Below are 17,256 nucleotides of genomic sequence, written 5' to 3' on the forward strand. Positions count from 1 at the left end.
CATGATTTCCAGCAATGCGCCGTAGCTCTATCGCTGCGGCGCTTCCCTCTCGGCATCAAGCATTTTCGGGAATCTGCAAAAGGAGACGAAGCAAATGCTGGCGGACCTGCGCGATGCGATACGGCAACTGTGGAAAGCACCTGGGTTTACGGTAACAGTAGTTGTCACCTTAGCTTTAGGAATCGGCGCCACGACGGCTATCTTCACGCTCGTACACCAGGTCATGCTCAAATCTCTGCCGGTGGAGAAGCCGGATGAGCTATGGCGTATCGGAGACAAAATCCGCTGCTGTAACTGGGGCGGATACACTCAGGGCAAAGACGGCGACTTTTCCCTCTTCTCCTGGGAGGCCTACAAACACTTCCGCGAGCATACTCCGGAGTTCTCCGACCTTGCAGCATTGCAAGCCGGGAATTCTTCCCTCGGCGTGCGGCGTGCCGGAGCGCAGGCACAAGTAGATACCTACAACGGGCAGCACGTCTCCGGAAATTTCTTCCGCACCCTTGGCATACAGCCGTGGATCGGCCGTCTGATGAACGACGCCGACGACCGGGAAGGCGCCCCCTTGGTTGCGGTCATGAGTTATCGCACCTGGCAAACGAAATATGGATCGGACCCTTCTGTAGTTGGCGGAACTTTTCAGATCAACGGACACGCATTCACCGTTATTGGAGTAACGCCGCCGGGATTTTATGGGGCCAAGCTGGCTGGCTGGGGCATGCCGGATTTCTGGATTTCTATTACTTCCGAACAAGCTCTCGATGGAGAGATATCGCGTCCGAAACGGCCGAATGGCAATTATCTGGACTTGCTCGGCAGAGTTCGTCCGGGCGTGAATCCGCAATCGCTCGAAGCCAAACTGCGCGTGGAGTTCCACGCATGGCTGGCCAGCCATGTCTCAGACATGGAACCGAACGAAAAGCAGCTCTGGCAACAGCAGACGGTTCATCTCGTTCCCGGTGGAGCAGGCGTAGCCGTAATGCGCGACGAATACCAGGATGGGCTCAAGCTCCTGCTGATCGCAGCGGCATGTGTTCTGCTCGTGGCCTCTGGCAACCTGGCAAATCTAATGCTCGCACGCGGCCTAAAAGAGCGCGCGCAAACTTCGATCCGTGTCGCACTAGGAGCTTCGCGAATTCTGCTGGTACGTAAAGCTCTGATAGAAAGCGTGCTGCTCGCTGTAATCGGTGGTGCTCTGGGAATCGCGGTAGCTTATGCCGGAACACGTTTGATCCTATACCTCGCCTTCCAGATTGGAGGCTCCCACAATTTTGTTCCGGTCAGTCCCATGCCATCCTGGCCGGTTCTGCTCTTTACGCTGGGCATCTCCGTCCTCACGGGAATCCTTTTCGGAACGGCTCCAGCTTGGATAACTTCACACACCGATCCGGTGGAAGTCCTGCGTGGAGCGAACCGTTCCGTAGGGGGAGGCAGCTCCTGGACACAGAAGTCCCTGGTGATCGCGCAAGTGGGAATGTCGCTGGTGCTACTCTCCGCTGCCGCATTGTTGGCAGAGAGTTTGCGAAATCTGGAGCATCAGGATTTCGGCTTCGAGACGAAGGGGCGTTACGTCGCGTGGATTGATCCCGAGCTAAGCACCTATAAGCCTGAGCAGATGGAGCAGCTTTACCGCAAAATCGACGATAGTCTGAGGCAGATTCCCGGAGTCCGCATGGTGGCTCCCGTGCTTTATGCGCCGATGAGCGGTGATAGCTGGAACGAAGGAATTCGCATCCAGGGCAGACCGGAACCCGCACCCATGGAAGACACTGGCGCAGGCTGGGCGCGCGTAATGCCAGGCTTCTTCGAGACCATTGGCGCCAGGATTGTACAGGGCCGAGCCTTCACCGAAGACGACAGATCAAGCACGCCGAATGTCGCAGTAGTCAATGAAGCATTCGCGAAGCGATTCTTCAAAGAGCAGAATCCGATCGGCCGGCATTTCGGTATCGATCGGATCAAGTATGCCTCCACCTATGAAATCGTTGGCGTGGTCAGGAACATACGTTATATGACCTATGGCTACAAGGAGCCTGTCCGTCCAATGTTCTGGGTATCGGAGACGCAGACGGTATCTACCTATGACGACCCGGTCTTTTCTAAGGGCGAGAGATATTCGCACTTTCTCGATAACATTGTCCTCTGGGCTCCCGGCGATCCGCCCGGTATGGAACAAACGGTACGCAAAGCACTAGCCAGCGTCGATCCCACTCTTGTGCTGAATGGTGTCGATTCCTACAGTAGAGTCGTCAGCGGGGATTTCCAGCAACAAAACATGCTTACAACGTTGACGACTCTCTTTGGAGGTCTCGGCCTCACACTGGCAGTCATCGGACTATACGGTGTCATGGCTTACACCGTCGAGCAGCGCACGAACGAGATAGGGCTGAGGATGGCTCTTGGTGCAGATCGCGAGGATGTGGTCAAGATGGTACTTCGCGGAGCATTCTGGCAAGTCGGTATTGGCCTAGGCATCGGAATTCCGTTGGCAGTCCTGGCAGGAAAGCTGATGAAGGACCAGCTATTTGGCGTAAAGCCATGGGATCCGGCTATGCTGGCAATTGCCACGGTATTGCTTGCACTAGCAGCGCTGGTGGCGACGTTAATCCCGGCACGTTACGCCGCCGGAGTTGAGCCGATGGTTGCGTTGCGCAACGAGTAATGGGAGATCACAACAAGAAAAATTCGGCCGAGGCATAGTTCCGGGCAATCTGGTAGCCGACATCACCATTGACCGACAGGGCACAGTGGATTATCGAGGGAGCAGAACGGAACCTATTATGACCTTAATGTGCACATTGAAAATTGCTGCCGCTTTCACCATGGGCTTATGTCTGGCGATCATGGCCGTCTTATGGTCCACCCTCCCCACCAACAAGTTTGCTTGATTGGCCATAAGTCCTGTTCTGGGAGATCTCTTCAGATAAATGACGACAAACGGGCTACTCTGATGAAATCTCCAGTTGCAAGAGACCTGTAGAGTTAAGCCGATTGAGTTCAGTGGGCAGAGCGAAGTGTTCACAATCACTGCCTGAGATGTGTCTGAGGAACGAGGCTTTACAAACAGAGCCAGAGACTGCTCAGCCCCCGGCCTGATCTTCCTAAGCTGTCATGACCGGATTGAGAAGACAATCTTTCCGATGCCGTCGAGTTTATGCTCCTCCCACAGTGTTTCCGGGGACCAGAGGGTCTGCACGGCTGCGATCTGCGGTTTGATTTTGCCGCTGGTGATGAGCTCGGCGAACGTGTTCAGCCCTTCTGTGGTGACATTCGTTTCAACGAAGGCGGCTTCGATTCCGAGACGCTTAGCCTCCTCCGCAATCGGCGGGCGATTGGCGGTCACAGCAACGCCATCCTTCTTCACAAGGGCGTAGGAGGGCACTACGGTGTCTTGTCCAATCAAGTTGAGGACGGCATCAACCTGCGGGACATCCTCCAACCTCTGCTGCGTAAGATCAATGACACACTCTGCACCCAACTGCTGAAGAGCAGCGGCTTTGCTCTGCCTGGCTGTCGCGATGACATGGACACCGGCATTCTTCGCAAGCTGTATTGCCAGCGATCCAACCCCGCCGGAAGCGCCGAGAATGAGCAGCGTCTGTCCCTGCTTGATCTTTGAGAGTTCCAGCATCTGTGTGGCCGTCTGGCCGACGAGCGCAACAGCGGCTCCTACTTCCGCAGAGATGGCCGTAGGCCTGTGTGCTAGATTTGTAGCGTTGATGAGCATAAACTCCGCGTAGGCGCCTGCTTCTCTCGTGTAGCCAAAGACTTCATCGCCAACTTTAAAGTCCGTGACGCTCTCACCAACTGCAGCTACTCGACCGGCAACATCACCACCCGGCGTCCACGGAAACTGCAACGGAAAAACCTGTCGCAGAAAACCTTGCCCACGTCCCGGATCGACGCCGTTCATGCTGGTGAAGTAGTTCTCGACGAGCACCTCTCCCGGACCTGGGGTTGGAACCGGTACTTCGTCGATGTGAAGAGGTACTCCATAGCCATTGATGCGAAGTGCTTTCATCGTCTTTCTCCTTTTGAGACTTTGATGTCTAGCGCTGCTCGCTTTTCGACCATTCGGCAGTGGCTTCCTGCACAAAGGCCTCGTATGTCCGTGGTGCGTGGCCAAGAAGTCTTGTCACGCGGCTTACGTCGGCTTCTGTCGATGCGAATCCTCGTTCTACATAGCCCTCCAGCATGGTTCGCATGTCATAAGCCATCCATCCCGGGAGTTGTGTGCTCATCTGTTTTTCCCAGGCATCGAAATCGTGGCCCGTGTAGAAGATTTCCTTACCGAGCGCCTTGCTCCACAGTGCAGCGTTTCCAGGGCCGGTGATCTGTGAGGAACTCACGAGATCATAGGTCTGTCCTTCGTGACCCGCCTCGGTAAGCGTGATTGCCGCTGCCTCGGCCAAATCTCGCGAGTCGATTGCAGAAATGCCTGCCGTGCCGATTGGCATCGGATAAATCCCCATCTGCTGTAACAACGGCTTGAGCGATAGATCGTTCTGGAAGAAATATCCCGGGCGAAGGATCGTATAGGGTACGCCGAACTCTCGCAGCGCGTTTTCGACCGCAACCTTGGAGGCGAAGTGGGGGACATCCCTGAATCTGTCAGCCTTATAGACTGACACATAAGTCACATGCTGAATGCCTGCTCGCTTCGCGATTCCATAGGCGATCAGTGCCTGTGTGAGTTCGTCGGCGACAACGGCGTTTAAGAGGAAAAGCTTATCGACGCCTTTTACGGCTGCGCGGATGGACTCGGGATCGGTAAGATCACCGGCAACCACTTCGACGCCGTCAGGAAAGTTAGCTGACTCCGGCTTGCGCGCTAGAGCCCTGACTTCAACTCCACGCTTGTGAAGGTTTCTTACAACCTCTCCGCCTACATTGCCGGTTGCACCTGTAACAAGAATCTTCATTTGAATCTCTCCTCCGTACCGCCCTAACGCGGTCGGTACGATAGAAGAGACGCGGAGATGGGAAGGTACGAATCAACCTTTCATGGAAAGCATCATTCCATTATTGGAATGATGCTTGGGAACTTCTACCTTTGTCATTGGGGACATGGCAAAGAAGAACAAGCTGCGAAGGGGGTGGCGGTCAGAAACCGCCACCTCGCTCCGCTCATTCCTTCTTGCAATTGTAGAAACTCGAGGCATCATTTCATTTCTACAGAGGTCGCTTGTCCGCTACTTACGGATGTCGTTCACAGCGCTCAATGCAGCTTCGAAGTTTTCCTTTATGAAGGAGACGAGCTTGCGGATGCCTTCAGACTGTAGTTCGGAAGGTCTAACGGCAAAGAGGTGTGCGGGCATCGCTTCCCATTCGCTCAATACTCGAACCAGGCCATCGCCAAATCCAGGATGAAGTGCGAGGAAGTCGGGAAGCAAAGCGATGCCCATGCCCTCCTTCGAGAACCTCGCAAGCATCCCAACCGAGTTCGACGTGGCGGGGCCGCTCACCTTTACCGTCCTGTGATCGCGCCCCCGGTGTAATTCCCATTGGCTGAGCGGCTCGCCATGCACGAAGCGAAGGCATAAATGATCGGCGAGTTGTTGTGGCTCTTGAATCTTCCTGTGCTTCGCCAGATACTCCTTCGAGGCGAAGAGACGACGCGCGAAGGTACCGATCCGCCGAGACCAGAACGAGGAATCAGGCAAACGCAGTTGATGTCCTACCCAGATTGCCAGGTCCTGACTCTCCGTAAGAAGGTTCGGATGACCGCTAATAGAGAGGACCTCAATAGAAAATCCAGGATTCGCGAGCATATAGCGTGCGAATAGAGGAAGGAAGATGGTCTGCGCCAGATCAAAGGGTACGCCCACACGGATGTGTCCTGACGATTGAGAGGCAATCCCGGCAACATCTTCCTGGATGCGCTTGGCTTGCGCGACAAGGGTTCTAGATTGCTCATAGCAGGCTTTGCCTGCGTCGGTTAGGGTGAATATTCGGGAAGAGCGATGAATAAGGGGGAAACCCAGTTCTCGCTCCAACGCACTGATGCGTCGCGAGAGTGTCGATGCGGGCATTCCAAGTGCTGCTGCAGCCCGGCCAAAGTTGCGTGTGTTGGCGACTTCAACGAACAACGCCAAATCAGCAAGAAAACGCATGAAAGTCTCCCTGTCGCATTATCACTTTTGATGTGGGGGAACGAGCGGATTTTTGCATAGCCGTTCCGTCAAACCGAAGTCCCATTAAGCGCTTTTGCTTGCTAGGGGGGAAGAATGATCATACTTAACCAATCTGACCACTCCACAAGGATTTTAATGTTACATAAATGGATTGCGAAATCGGAATGTTCGTTTCCAGTTATGGAAATATCGATTCGGTCAGCAGAGCATCTTTGACTGATGAAATGAGTTGTCTCCAGATTGGAGGATGTATGGAAAGCAGAAAAGGACGGCACTTGTTACGGGAGCCTCTTCAAATCCGCAACAATGAATTGGAACCAGGAGCGGCGCGGGTTATATAATTTGTCGAACTCTCATGAGATTGCGTTCGTTTTTGCTGCTTTACGGCCTGCTCTCCGGGTGCGTTATTGCGACCCATGGACAGGAAGGTCCTGTGCTCACGGGCTATATAACTCGCGTGGTTTCCTCTTCAGATTTCGACGTTGACGGCATCCATGTCCTATGCCGAGAAAGAACAGGCGATGATTCGAATTCAATTCTGGACAAATCGGTAACGACTGTGGATTGTCCAAGCGAGACGCCACACGCCGGGGACAGCTTCGCCATTCACTACTCTGTATGGGATAACAGCAAAAACGCTATCTATGCGACTCACCTCGATAAACGGCCCGTGTCATCGTTAGGAGAGATTTCCGGTTCGGCGGTGATTGATGCCGCACCGACTGAAGAGAAGACCGGAGTACAGCCGCCTGGCCTAACAGTCCGCGCGGACGGCTTTCGAATTCGCATCGCAGCCGAGACTCGGATCGAGTGGAATGCCCCGTTACAATCACTGGTCGATGTAAAAGCAGGGAACTGGATCAAATACAAAGGCAAAGTGAATGCGGACGGAGTGCTGATCGCCAGTTCCGTGCAGATTGCTCCCAATATGATCAGCGACAAAGAAGAGAAGCTTCGTACTAAGAATGAATTTGACCCATCGGCTGTTTCTGCGGATACAAAACAAAACTACCTGAAGGCTGCGTTTGCAGGAGGTTATGACGCGAAGAGATTTCCCCCATTTCAGGATTCCGCAATGCAGGCGCGCATCGAGAAGATCGGGAAAAGTCTCGTACCTGCATACCAGCGTGCTCTGCCCGATTCAGATCCGGCCAAAATCGATTTCCGTTTTCAGTTGATCGACACGAAACACTTACGCGAAACTCTGACTCTGCCCAACGGCATCATCCTGATTCCGCATCAGATAGTGGAGAAACTGCAGAACGATTCTCAGGTTGCGGCCGTACTCGCGGACGGCGTGGCCCGCGTTTTGGAAAAACAGCAGTACCGGACGGCGGGGAAAGTTAAGGCAGGGTATGCCGCGATGTTTGCGACGCCAATTTCGCCGTTAGCCGGGTTCGGAGGCCACGTTGCAATGGATGATATTAAGAAGAAAGAAATGGAACAGCGTGGACGCGTCAGCCTCATTTTGCTGCACGATGCGGGATACGATATCGTACAGGTCCCGATGGCATGGTGGCTGCTCGACAAAGAAAAACCGGAGTCGCCTCTCCATATTGAGATACCCGACCGCGTCGACTATCTTTTTCGAGTCATTGGAGAAATCTGGAAAAATCCTGCGGTTTTCACTTCTTCAGCCCACTAGCATTTCAGCCGTCTACCTCAGAAACCGCGAGGACGTTTCTGAGGTCCGGGCGAATAGCCGCCGATATCTTGAACTTTACGCGAAGGCCGAATGACGTGACCTGCCCATTGCATTAGCTGATGCGGTAAATCCGATGTTAGAGGATGATTTAACGACTTACAGTAAACCGATGGGTGTCTCTACGTACAAACAGCCAAAACGATCATAGACGGGTTTCTCCAGGTTTGTGTAACTAGGCTTCCGTTGCCACATGCCGTGCAAGCGGAAAAATCACTGCATCCTTTTTGCACCTCAAGAATCTGAGTCCGTGTAACGACGGAGACACTCAGGAGATAGCAATGGAAAAGATCATACTCGTCACGGGTGCCAACAAGGGCATCGGCTTTGAAGTCTCGCGGCAGTTGGCCCGCACCGGAGCGCTGGTGCTGATGGGTGCTCGTGACGCCAAGCGAGGCGAAGAGGCTGCGGCCAAGCTGCGTGCCGAAGGGTTGAACGTGCGGTACGTGGCGGCAGACCTGGAGAGAGCCACCGAGACGGCAACGGAACTTGCCAAGCAAATCGAGAGCGAATTTGGCCATCTTGACGTGCTGATCAACAACGCCGGTATCGCCGATCTGGCCACCGATGGCCGGGCAAGCGCGACCTCGATCGATACGGTCAAGCGGATCTTTGCAACGAACTTTTTCGGAACGGTCGAATTTACGCAGCCGCTGCTGCCCCTGCTGAAGGCCGCTCCTTCGGCGCGAATTGTGAACGTTTCTAGCGGCCTTGGATCACTCGGGATCAACAGCAATCCGGACTCGCCGTTCTACGATGTGAAGCTGCTGGGCTACAACTCATCGAAGGCAGCGCTGAACATGTTCACCGTAAACCTCGCGTGGGAGTTGCGCGACACCAACATTAAAGTCAATTCAATCTGCCCCGGCTACACCGCCACCGACCTAAACAACAATAGCGGCCCGCAGACCATCGAAGAAGGCTCGATTGCAATTGTGAAGTATGCACAAAGCGGCAACGACGGCCCAACGGGCGGCTTCTTCCACAAGGATGGCGAGTACCCCTGGTAAACGCTCACTGGGTGTACGTCAAAGCGCGGCGCATTCGGGTGCTAACTCATCAGTGCGCCGTAATGTCGATATCTAGCCGACGACGCCGTTTCCGCAGAGCACCTGCAGTGCACAACATAACGGCTCAACGAACACGATTGAAAAGGTGATGAGTGATGACAGTATTAGTGACCGGTGGAACGGGACTCGTGGGATCGCGGCTGTTGCGCTACTTCGTGAGTAGTGGCATCGATTGCCGGGCTCTTGTCCGTTCAGGAAAAGAACTTCCAGTGGGCGTTACGCGTGTAGAAGGAGACCTCTTCGATGCGGTTTCACTAAAGAAGGCCGTGGAGGGAGTATCGGCAGTCGTTCACCTTGCCGCCGTTTTTCGAACGTCCGATGAAAGCGAAATCTGGCGAGCGAATCTCGAAGGTACACGTGCTCTTATCGCATCCGTAAAAGAGCATGCTCCGCATGCCCGCTTTCTAATGGCGAGTACCGTTCTGGTGTATGACGAAGATGCCTCTCGTCCAGGTATGGAAGAGGATGAGGTGAGTCCCAAGCATGCCTATCCCGCAAGCAAGGTTGCGGCGGAACGGGAACTCCGGGAGAGCGGGCTGAACTGGAGCGTTCTGCGTCTCCCGTTCGTGTATGGAGACGGCGACGAGCATTTGGCCGCTGTCCCCGCGATTGTTGCGAGGTTGAAGTGGCATCCTGCACAAACATTCAATCTTGCTCACCAGCGGGATGTTGCGCGTGCCTTCGAACTTGCGCTCACCGGTGTGATGGACGGACGTGTCGTCAATATTACAGATGATGCGCCGACTACACTCTATGAAATGGCCAGGGCCATTGGTGGCATGGTCGAACCATCGTCGGAGCCGCTGCAGAAACCATGGTGGGGGCGCGCAGATGGGACACTTAGTCGCAGTCTTGGGTTCAGGCCGAGTGTTGCCACGCTCAACCAGGCCATTCGGGATGGCATCCTTTAGCACGGTTCCGGGTTCCGCTTCACAAGCAGATTCCTTGAGTCGGGAACTTTCAGAATGGGCTCGCTGAAGAGGATTCTCCGCTTCCTAAGAACAAACTTTTCCCGTAACCATTATCATTAGAAGCTGATAGTTCAGATTCAACCAACGAAGGAAGTACGAATGTCAGTTTCTGCAAATCGTGTTTGGCGGCAATTGCCCAATGAAATCCGAGTCGCCATCTGCCAGGTTTTTTGGGCTGAGGCAAAGGGTACTGAGAGACAGTTCCTTTTTGCCACCCTCGCGAAAGCGAAAAATGTGCGTGAGGTCTTTGTCCGCAAAAGCTCGATTGAGCGGCTGGTCAACTGGACGGCGTCAACCCTGTCGCTGCCTGACCCGCTCGTGGATGATCTGCTGAAGGAGTATCTGCTCCATGAGCATCGTGCTGTAATTATTAGCTTTCTTGACTTGCTCAAAATTCCCCATTCCGAGGGCATGATTGCAGAGGACTTCGACTACGGCACTCTGAAAAATAAGAGCGTACAGGAGGCTGCCCGCAGCTTGCTTACATCGGCAGATCGTACGGGCTCCGAACTTTATCTGAAGTACCTCGTGCTTCAAGGTGGTCCATGGGCGGGGATAGAGGAAGTCCTGCCTGCCGGGGAGTGAAGACAGTTGGCAAGTCTCTGATTTCAATTTTTAGTGAAATCGGGTGCAATGGAACAATGACATCCCCCGGGGGATCGCACAAAATAGCCTGGTGTGAAGCGTAGCGGAACACTGGGTTACCTCCATTCAATTCATCCGCCCCAGTAGGGGCGGAATGAATTCCAATCTCCTTGTTTAAGATTTCTGAAGGATTTCCTCCCGTCGCTCTACGGTGCTGGGTTTTAGGGGGAAGCTCATCCCGCGCTCTCGTCCGCAAAGCGCGATGCATTCTTAGGCTTTTAGGCCATTTAGCTTCCCGCCTGCGATTCTGAACTACAGAATTTTTAACATTTAGTTTCTATTTGGGAATGTGAAGGATAATCGTCGGTGCCCAAGTAAATCGATTCGCAAAAATAAGCCTCTGGGCGTAGTATTGCGACGACTAATTTCGTCGGGAAAATTTAGCCCCCAGACGGCAAGGAGAACATCATGGTGTCTACCGATTCTTCACGCATAGTTCCCTCCAGAATTCTTGTTCCGGTTGATTTCAGCCCGTCGTCTCATCTTGCAGTTGAAACGGCTGCGGGACTGGCGGAAAACTTCGGCGCGGAGCTGTATTTGCTTCACGTTGTCACGGAAGTTACCGGCTTTGTTTTACCGGATGGCGTCACCCAGGAATCCATAATGGATAAGACCAAGTCGATTGCCAATGAGCAATTCCAAAACGCCCTCGCCGATCTGAAATCCGAGAGGTTGAAGGTCAAAGCCTGTGTCGAAGCTGGCGGTGACGTGGTCGGCACAATTCTGGATGTAATCGAACGTGAGCACATCGACATGCTTGTGATCCCGACGCACGGTCTTTCGGGCTGGTATCCGGCAGTTTTCGGCGCTGTCACGGAAAAGCTTCTCCGTTTGGTGGAGTGTCCGGTGTTCCTGGTGCGCACTCCTCAGCCCGAAAGTTCTCTACAGACACGTATGCTACCCGCGATGGAATGGTGGACTGCTCGTATCCCCAAAATTGCAATGAGTAAATGATTGATCCATCTTGAATGGTTCTAAAACGTGTGCCCCGGTGTAGTGAACAATAATTGGCCTTGCGGAGAGGCCTCCAGAACTTAGGTGCTCTTGTAAGAAAGAAAACCTGCTTATGGAGGTTATCTGTAAGCCAATTAGCGACACACTACACGGGGCATAACGACGCACTTCAAACAGAAGTTTCACCTTAGTGCGTTCAATTTCGAGACTTCAAGAGGATAAAAGCGTTGCCTTCGAAACTCTTGGTTGAGCTTTATGGATAAATGGCATCCGTGAAAGGTCGCATAACTAAAGCTTATTTAGTAGTAACTTACCTCCATGTTAAGAACCTTCAGGAGATCTCCGCCGGGTCAAAAGAAATCGAAGGACTGGCGTTTCCCGAAATATTTGGACGAGCGGCAGCCCTGTAATGGTTCGGAGAAGTACCTATCATGCGTTTGAACGCGTTGCTGAAGGCACTTTCAGAGGTATATCCCAGGGAATGAGCGAGCGCCGATACCGGAACGTCCTCTTCTCGCAGGGCTCGCGCAGCCAGACGCATTCTCCAGGTGGCAAGATAAGTCAGCGGTGCCACGCCTACCACTTTCTTGAAATGAACCGCGAACATCGTTCGTGACATTGCTGCTGTTCGTGCAAGCTCTTCCAAGCCCCATGAGTGGTTCGGTTCGCGGTGGATCGCACGAAGTGCTGGAGCAATTCGCGCATCTGCAAGTGCACGAAGCCAGCCAGTCGGCAGTGTGTCGGAGGTAGCGAGATGAGCGCGCAAAATCTGGATGAACAAGAGCTGTGCCAACTGCTCCGAGGCCAGTTTGGAACCGGGCATGCTCGATGAACGCTCTTGAACGAGTTGGTCGAGAAGCCATCCGAAGGCTACGGCCTGAGGCAATCCAGCACGAATGTGTATCCAGGGTGGTAGGGCATCGGCCAATAATTCCCGACTCGTTGAGTCCAGCAGCACGTGTCCACCCAGGTAGCTGAAGTCTTCACCCTCGCCCAGGTGTGCGGTTCCCTTTGCCGCGCAACGAAAGACCTCCATCGCTTCTACCGGAGCGGTTTGCAGATCGCTGGATAGCACGAATGATCTTCGCGCGGCCAGAAGTCCTACGTCTCCTGCTCCCACTTCAAAGGGCTCGTTCTCCCCATCGATTTGGACCCAGCAGCGGCCCTTCACCACGGCAAAGAATTTGATTTTGTCCGGGGCGGGGAAGCGTATCGCCCATTGGCCGCCGGCAGTGAATCCTCCCGTCACGAGTGTTTCGGCGCGTGTGAATTCGAGGATATCGGAAAAGGGATCTGCGCTCATTATCGAACTATCGCGCAAGTCAAACGTACTTTCAAGTATTCAGCGTTCATGGCGTACGAACTATTCTCAATTCAGTCGTCAGGCCCATCGTTGGGATCTGCCTCCGGATGGCGAAGACGAGACAGGAGTTTGCGTTGAACGAAGAAGTAGTACTTGTAACGGGTGGAACTGGTTTCATCGCTCAGCACTGCATAATCGCGTTGTTGAGCCACGGATATAGCGTACGGACGACGGTCCGATCTCTGTCGCGCGAAGCGGTGGTGCTCGGAAATCTCAAGACGGGCGGAATCGAACCGGGCGAACGCCTCTCGTTTTTTACCACCGATCTGTGTGCCGATCCAGGGTGGAAAGAGGCCATAGATGGGTGTACTTATGTGATCCATGGCGCGTCGCCAACTCCATCCGGGAACCAAGTGAGCGAAGAGGACTGGATCAAACCAGCCGTTGAAGGAAATTTGCGAGTCTTGCGTGCTGCGCGCGAAGCCGGAGTCAAGCGAGTGGTGTTAACCTCCGCATTCGGAGCAATTGGCGTCGGCCACAAGCCGCGCAAGAAGCCCTTCGATGAGACGGATTGGAGCGACTTGACGGGCAATGTCGCACCTTATCAGAGGTCGAAAACACTCTCTGAACGCGCAGCCTGGGACTTCCTTGCGCGAGAGGGTGGCAGCCTAGAGCTTTCGAGTGTGAACCCGGTTGCCGTTCTCGGTCCGGCTCTTGGCCCCGATTATTCCCATTCCATTCGTCTGATCAAGGGCCTGATGGACGGGCAGCCTGGATGCCCAAAGATCAACTCCGGCTTCGTCGATGTGCGGGATGTGGCGGACCTGCATCTGCGTGCCATGACCAATCCCGCCGCAAACGGCGAGCGCTTTCTGGCAACAGCTGGCGAAAGCATGTGGTTAGCCGATGTTGCCAAAGTGCTGCGAGCCAGGATGGGGGCGGCGGCTGAAAAGGTGTCAACGCGGGTGTTGCCGAACGCGGTCGTTCGCCTCGCCGCACTTACGAATCCCGCGATGAAGGCAATAGTGCCGCTGCTTGGCGTTAATCTGAACGCCACAAGCGAGAAGGCCCGGCGTGTACTCTGCTGGTCACCTCGTTCGAGCGAAGAAGCTATTGTCGCTGCAGCAGAAAGCCTGGTTCGGCTTGGCTTGTTGCAGTAGGCCAGCTGAATCGTGAGGAAAGAGGGCAATCCTCCGTTCAAATTCGGCCCGTCATTCGTAGCGAAGAAGCTCCCATAGTATCGACCTTCGAGGCTCTGTGGGCGGAGGATTGGAGACTTGACCGGACATTTTCTCTACCCTTGACATCTAGGGAAAGGACGGCTAGGCTGTGTTTACCCTTGATATCTAGGGGTGGTTCGATGGCGAAAAATGACCTGCAAGGAGCACTTGACCTCCTGATTCTCAAGACTCTTTCTCAGCTTGGCTCGATGCATGGATACGGCATAGGGATGCATATTCGGCGTGTTTCGGATGAAGCCATCATCGTAGAAGAAGGTTCTCTCTACCCCGCGCTCCATCGCATGGAGCAGAGCGGGTGGGTCCGGTCGAACTGGGGGATCACAGACTACGGGCGCAAGGCGAAGTGGTATTCGCTAACTCGTGTTGGCCGGGAACAACTGCTAGATCGCGAAAAGAACTGGGAGCAAGTGGCGAAGGGCGTTGCCGCAATTCTGCATTTTGCATGAAACGGATGATACCGATGTTGCACCGATTCTGACTTCGCAGGCAGTCGTCTGCGCATTGTGGAGAGGACATGATGTCGATGCTTCGAAGAATACGGAACCTCTTTGGGCGTACGCATTTGAATCGCGAAATCGAGATGGAACTCACCGCCCACATCGAGATGTGCATTCACGACAACATTGCTAATGGCATGACGCCTGATCAGGCACGCCGAAACGCGCTTATCCGGTTCGGCAATCAAGCGGCAACCATGGAGCGCGTCGCGGGAATGGATACAGCACCTTTGCTGGAAAGCATTGCCGCCGACTTTGCCTATGCAGTCCGCCAGTTCATAAAGAACCCTGGATTTGCGGCGACCGCGACCGTTGTCCTGGCTTTGGGCATCTGTGCCAGCGTTTCCATCTTTGCCTTTGTCGATGCCACACTGATCAAACCTCTTCCGTACCGCAATCCTTCACAACTGGTGGGACTCTTCGAGAGCAATCCTCTCGGGCCGCACTTTCATCTTTCCTACTTGGACTACCTTGATTGGAAGAAGCTGAATCACGTTTTCAGTTCAGTAGAGGCGTACGACAATAAGCTGGTCGCGTTGAAGGTTGCAAACGGAGTACAGCGCGCCGACGGTGCCATGGTAAGTGCCGGATTCTTTCGCATGATCGGAGTCGCTCCCATTCTAGGGCGCGATTTCAAGGATGGCGAAGACACGCTCGACGCGCCACGAACCGTACTCTTGAGTTATTCAGTCTGGCAGAAGCTCTTCGGCGGCAGACAAGACATCGTTGGTAAGACTGCGATACTCGATGGCGCGGCTGTCACGATCATTGGTGTCCTGCCCCGCAACTTCTACTTCGGGCCGGTTGGTGCTGCTGAATTCTGGATGCCGATCCACGAATCTCCGAATCCGGAGCTGCGCGGAGAACATGACCTCCTGGCTCTTGGACGGCTTAAGGATGGAGTACAGCTTGAGGCCGCAAGAGCAGAAATCGGCAAGATTGCGCAACAATTGGCTGTGCAGTACCCGGACGCGGATGGTGGACGGGGCGGGACCGTTATGCCACTGGTTGACATGGTAGTTGGCGGCATACGTCCGACACTCTGGCTCCTCTTGAGTGCGGCCTTGCTTCTGCTTCTTATTGCATTTATCAACGTATCCGGCTTGTTACTTTTGCGCTTTCAGGCCCGGCAACAGGAGATTGCAGTACGTAGCGCGCTCGGTGCATCGCGCACTCGTCTCCTCCGCCAATTCACCATTGAAGCTGTTGTGCTTACGATGACTGCCAGCCTTACGGGAATTTGTGCGGCGTTTGGCATCATTCATCTTCTACGGAAACTCATTCCCCTCAACTTCCTCGCGGCAATGCCGTATCTCAATACACTCGGCATGAATCAGCATGTTGTGCTCTTCGCCGCACTGGTTAGTCTTGCCTGTACGGCATCGTTCGCACTGATCGGGGTTTTCCGTGCGCCTTTATACAATCTTCGTCCTGGACTTACGGAGGGAGGTCGCGGTGCTGTGGGAATCGTTTGGCGGCACCTGGGTGCCAATCTTGTCATCGTCGAATTGTGCATGGCCACGATTCTTATGGTTGGAGCTGGACTGCTTGCGAAGAGTCTTTACCATCTGATGCATACTGAAACCGGGATCGATCCCAGTCATCTGGCGACGCTGCGTCTTTCGACGCCTCCTTCGAAATACTCAAAAGATCCACAGATAATCGCGCTTGCAAAGCGCATCATCGCCGACGTAGGCCGCCTGCCAGGCGTGCAGTCTGTCGCTGTGACGCACGGATTGCCGATTGCGAATATCGCCGGAGGGAGCACTACTTTTGAAATTCTTGGCAGCGATCAGAACAAACAACAAAACAATGAGGCGGTCAGTCGGCCGGTCAGCACAGACTACTTCCTTACACTCAGGGCGCGTCTTTTGCAGGGGCGATGGTTCAGCGAGACAGACGACACTTCTCAGTTTCGCGTTGCTATCGTGAACCGCACCTTCGCGCGGAAGTATTATGCCGGTCAGAATGCGATCGGAAAGCATTTCCGATTCGATGCCTCTCAGCCTCCAGTCGAAATCGTCGGCATAGTGAATGACCTTAAGGAAGGCCCCTTGGACTCAGAGGTTCAGGCCGCTATCTATACGCCTTTCAACCAGGGACCTGACGCGTCATTCAATGTGGTGGTTCGGACTGAGCAAGCCCCGCAGAACCTTCTGCCCACTCTTGAGAGGACAATTCACGAGGTAGATTCCGACATCCTCGCTTCAGGTGCCGAAACAATGGATGACCGGATTCAGAATCTCCAGTCGACCTATCTTCATCGCTCGTCCGCCTGGCTATCGAGCGGGTTTGCATCTATAGCGCTTCTGCTCAGTGTTGTTGGTCTATATGGTGTAATCGCTTATTCCGTAAGCCAGCGGACGCGTGAGTTTGGCGTACGCATCGCGCTTGGCGCATCGCGGAATTCGGTCTACCGGCTGATCTTGAGACAGGGAGGGCGAGTGATTGTCTCTGGCATTGCAGCGGGCCTGCTCCTTGCACTCGGGACTGCGATGCTTATAGGAAAACTGCTCTTCCATACGCGACCATGGGATGGTCTTACCTTCTTCATTGTTGCTACTGTGCTTGCGATTTCTGCGCTGATAGCTTGTCTTATCCCAGCACATCGTGCTGCTGGCGTCGAGCCAATGGCGGCTCTGCGGACAGAGTAGATCCCCCCAGTTCTGATTTGCACGGTTCCTGAGGAACGCCGAACTGACATCGATATCGGTGCCTTGTTGCGAAACCAGAGACGAA

Annotated in this window: 13 protein-coding genes; 9 read left to right on the forward strand and 4 right to left on the reverse strand. The window is 54.1% G+C overall.

Features of this window, described 5'->3' with window-relative positions; genetic code table 11:
• Positions 1–94 precede the first annotated feature (94 nt).
• Positions 95–2,662 carry an ABC transporter permease gene (locus AC6I7T_RS29210; RefSeq protein WP_497791367.1) on the forward strand — a complete coding sequence of 856 codons (2,568 nt, stop codon included), beginning with the start codon at positions 95–97 and terminating at the stop codon, positions 2,660–2,662.
• Positions 2,663–3,109: 447 nt separating this feature from the next.
• On the opposite strand, the gene AC6I7T_RS29215 is transcribed toward AC6I7T_RS29210, so the two are convergent.
• From AC6I7T_RS29215 to AC6I7T_RS29225, 3 genes are all read right to left on the reverse strand, one after another.
• Positions 3,110–4,021, reverse strand: coding sequence for an NADP-dependent oxidoreductase (locus AC6I7T_RS29215; RefSeq protein WP_497791368.1), 912 nt, complete (start codon positions 4,019–4,021; stop codon positions 3,110–3,112).
• A gap of 28 nt (positions 4,022–4,049) precedes the next feature.
• Positions 4,050–4,922 (reverse strand): SDR family oxidoreductase, encoded by an 873-nt coding sequence (locus AC6I7T_RS29220; protein WP_497791369.1) that lies wholly within the window; start codon positions 4,920–4,922, stop codon positions 4,050–4,052.
• Between the two features lie 270 nt (positions 4,923–5,192).
• Complete coding sequence (locus AC6I7T_RS29225) at positions 5,193–6,113, reverse strand: LysR family transcriptional regulator (protein WP_497791371.1); 921 nt, start codon at positions 6,111–6,113, stop codon at positions 5,193–5,195.
• A gap of 376 nt (positions 6,114–6,489) precedes the next feature.
• Here AC6I7T_RS29225 and AC6I7T_RS29230 point away from each other — a divergent pair, with 376 nt between their 5' ends.
• The 5 genes from AC6I7T_RS29230 (at position 6,490) to AC6I7T_RS29250 (ending at position 11,476) form a co-directional block, all read left to right on the forward strand.
• Entirely contained in the window at positions 6,490–7,779 is a 1,290-nt protein-coding gene (locus AC6I7T_RS29230; protein ID WP_497791372.1) for a hypothetical protein, read from the forward strand.
• Between the two features lie 338 nt (positions 7,780–8,117).
• The gene (locus AC6I7T_RS29235; RefSeq protein ID WP_497791373.1) at positions 8,118–8,846 is read left to right on the forward strand and encodes an SDR family oxidoreductase; all 729 of its coding nucleotides are present in this window, start codon (positions 8,118–8,120) and stop codon (positions 8,844–8,846) included.
• 155 nt (positions 8,847–9,001) lie between these two features.
• Positions 9,002–9,817, forward strand: a complete 816-nt coding sequence (locus tag AC6I7T_RS29240) for an NAD-dependent epimerase/dehydratase family protein (protein ID WP_497794655.1) — start codon at positions 9,002–9,004, stop codon at positions 9,815–9,817.
• Positions 9,818–9,976: 159 nt separating this feature from the next.
• Positions 9,977–10,462, forward strand: coding sequence for a hypothetical protein (locus tag AC6I7T_RS29245; RefSeq protein WP_497791374.1), 486 nt, complete (start codon positions 9,977–9,979; stop codon positions 10,460–10,462).
• 468 nt (positions 10,463–10,930) lie between these two features.
• Positions 10,931–11,476, forward strand: coding sequence for a universal stress protein (locus tag AC6I7T_RS29250; protein ID WP_497791375.1), 546 nt, complete (start codon positions 10,931–10,933; stop codon positions 11,474–11,476).
• Positions 11,477–11,807: 331 nt separating this feature from the next.
• Here AC6I7T_RS29250 and AC6I7T_RS29255 read toward each other — a convergent pair whose 3' ends face one another.
• Positions 11,808–12,779: an AraC family transcriptional regulator gene (locus AC6I7T_RS29255; protein WP_497791376.1), complete on the reverse strand. Its 972-nt coding sequence runs from the start codon at positions 12,777–12,779 to the stop codon at positions 11,808–11,810.
• 107 nt (positions 12,780–12,886) lie between these two features.
• On the opposite strand from AC6I7T_RS29255, the gene AC6I7T_RS29260 reads away from it, so the two are divergent.
• From AC6I7T_RS29260 to AC6I7T_RS29270, 3 genes are all read left to right on the forward strand, one after another.
• Entirely contained in the window at positions 12,887–13,939 is a 1,053-nt protein-coding gene (locus tag AC6I7T_RS29260) for an SDR family oxidoreductase (protein ID WP_497791377.1), read from the forward strand.
• A gap of 200 nt (positions 13,940–14,139) precedes the next feature.
• Positions 14,140–14,466 (forward strand): PadR family transcriptional regulator, encoded by a 327-nt coding sequence (locus AC6I7T_RS29265; RefSeq protein WP_497791378.1) that lies wholly within the window; start codon positions 14,140–14,142, stop codon positions 14,464–14,466.
• A gap of 77 nt (positions 14,467–14,543) precedes the next feature.
• On the forward strand, positions 14,544–17,171 hold the full coding sequence (locus AC6I7T_RS29270) for an ABC transporter permease (RefSeq protein WP_497791379.1): 2,628 nt from the start codon (positions 14,544–14,546) through the stop codon (positions 17,169–17,171).
• The last annotated feature ends 85 nt before the right edge of the window (positions 17,172–17,256 follow it).

The organism is Humiphilus diazotrophicus, assembly GCF_059726315.1.

What these genes read in the sequence shown, in the direction of transcription:
- AC6I7T_RS29260 (WP_497791377.1), top strand. Translation starts at nt 12,887, where the DNA reads ATGGCGAAGACGAGACAGGAGTTTGCGTTGAACGAAGAAGTAGTACTT.
- AC6I7T_RS29220 (WP_497791369.1), bottom strand. Translation starts at nt 4,922, where the DNA reads ATGAAGATTCTTGTTACAGGTGCAACCGGCAATGTAGGCGGAGAGGTT.
- AC6I7T_RS29240 (WP_497794655.1), top strand. Translation starts at nt 9,002, where the DNA reads ATGACAGTATTAGTGACCGGTGGAACGGGACTCGTGGGATCGCGGCTG.
- AC6I7T_RS29255 (WP_497791376.1), bottom strand. Translation starts at nt 12,779, where the DNA reads ATGAGCGCAGATCCCTTTTCCGATATCCTCGAATTCACACGCGCCGAA.
- AC6I7T_RS29225 (WP_497791371.1), bottom strand. Translation starts at nt 6,113, where the DNA reads ATGCGTTTTCTTGCTGATTTGGCGTTGTTCGTTGAAGTCGCCAACACA.
- AC6I7T_RS29270 (WP_497791379.1), top strand. Translation starts at nt 14,544, where the DNA reads ATGCTTCGAAGAATACGGAACCTCTTTGGGCGTACGCATTTGAATCGC.
- AC6I7T_RS29215 (WP_497791368.1), bottom strand. Translation starts at nt 4,021, where the DNA reads ATGAAAGCACTTCGCATCAATGGCTATGGAGTACCTCTTCACATCGAC.
- AC6I7T_RS29230 (WP_497791372.1), top strand. Translation starts at nt 6,490, where the DNA reads ATGAGATTGCGTTCGTTTTTGCTGCTTTACGGCCTGCTCTCCGGGTGC.
- AC6I7T_RS29210 (WP_497791367.1), top strand. Translation starts at nt 95, where the DNA reads ATGCTGGCGGACCTGCGCGATGCGATACGGCAACTGTGGAAAGCACCT.
- AC6I7T_RS29265 (WP_497791378.1), top strand. Translation starts at nt 14,140, where the DNA reads ATGGCGAAAAATGACCTGCAAGGAGCACTTGACCTCCTGATTCTCAAG.
- AC6I7T_RS29235 (WP_497791373.1), top strand. Translation starts at nt 8,118, where the DNA reads ATGGAAAAGATCATACTCGTCACGGGTGCCAACAAGGGCATCGGCTTT.
- AC6I7T_RS29245 (WP_497791374.1), top strand. Translation starts at nt 9,977, where the DNA reads ATGTCAGTTTCTGCAAATCGTGTTTGGCGGCAATTGCCCAATGAAATC.
- AC6I7T_RS29250 (WP_497791375.1), top strand. Translation starts at nt 10,931, where the DNA reads ATGGTGTCTACCGATTCTTCACGCATAGTTCCCTCCAGAATTCTTGTT.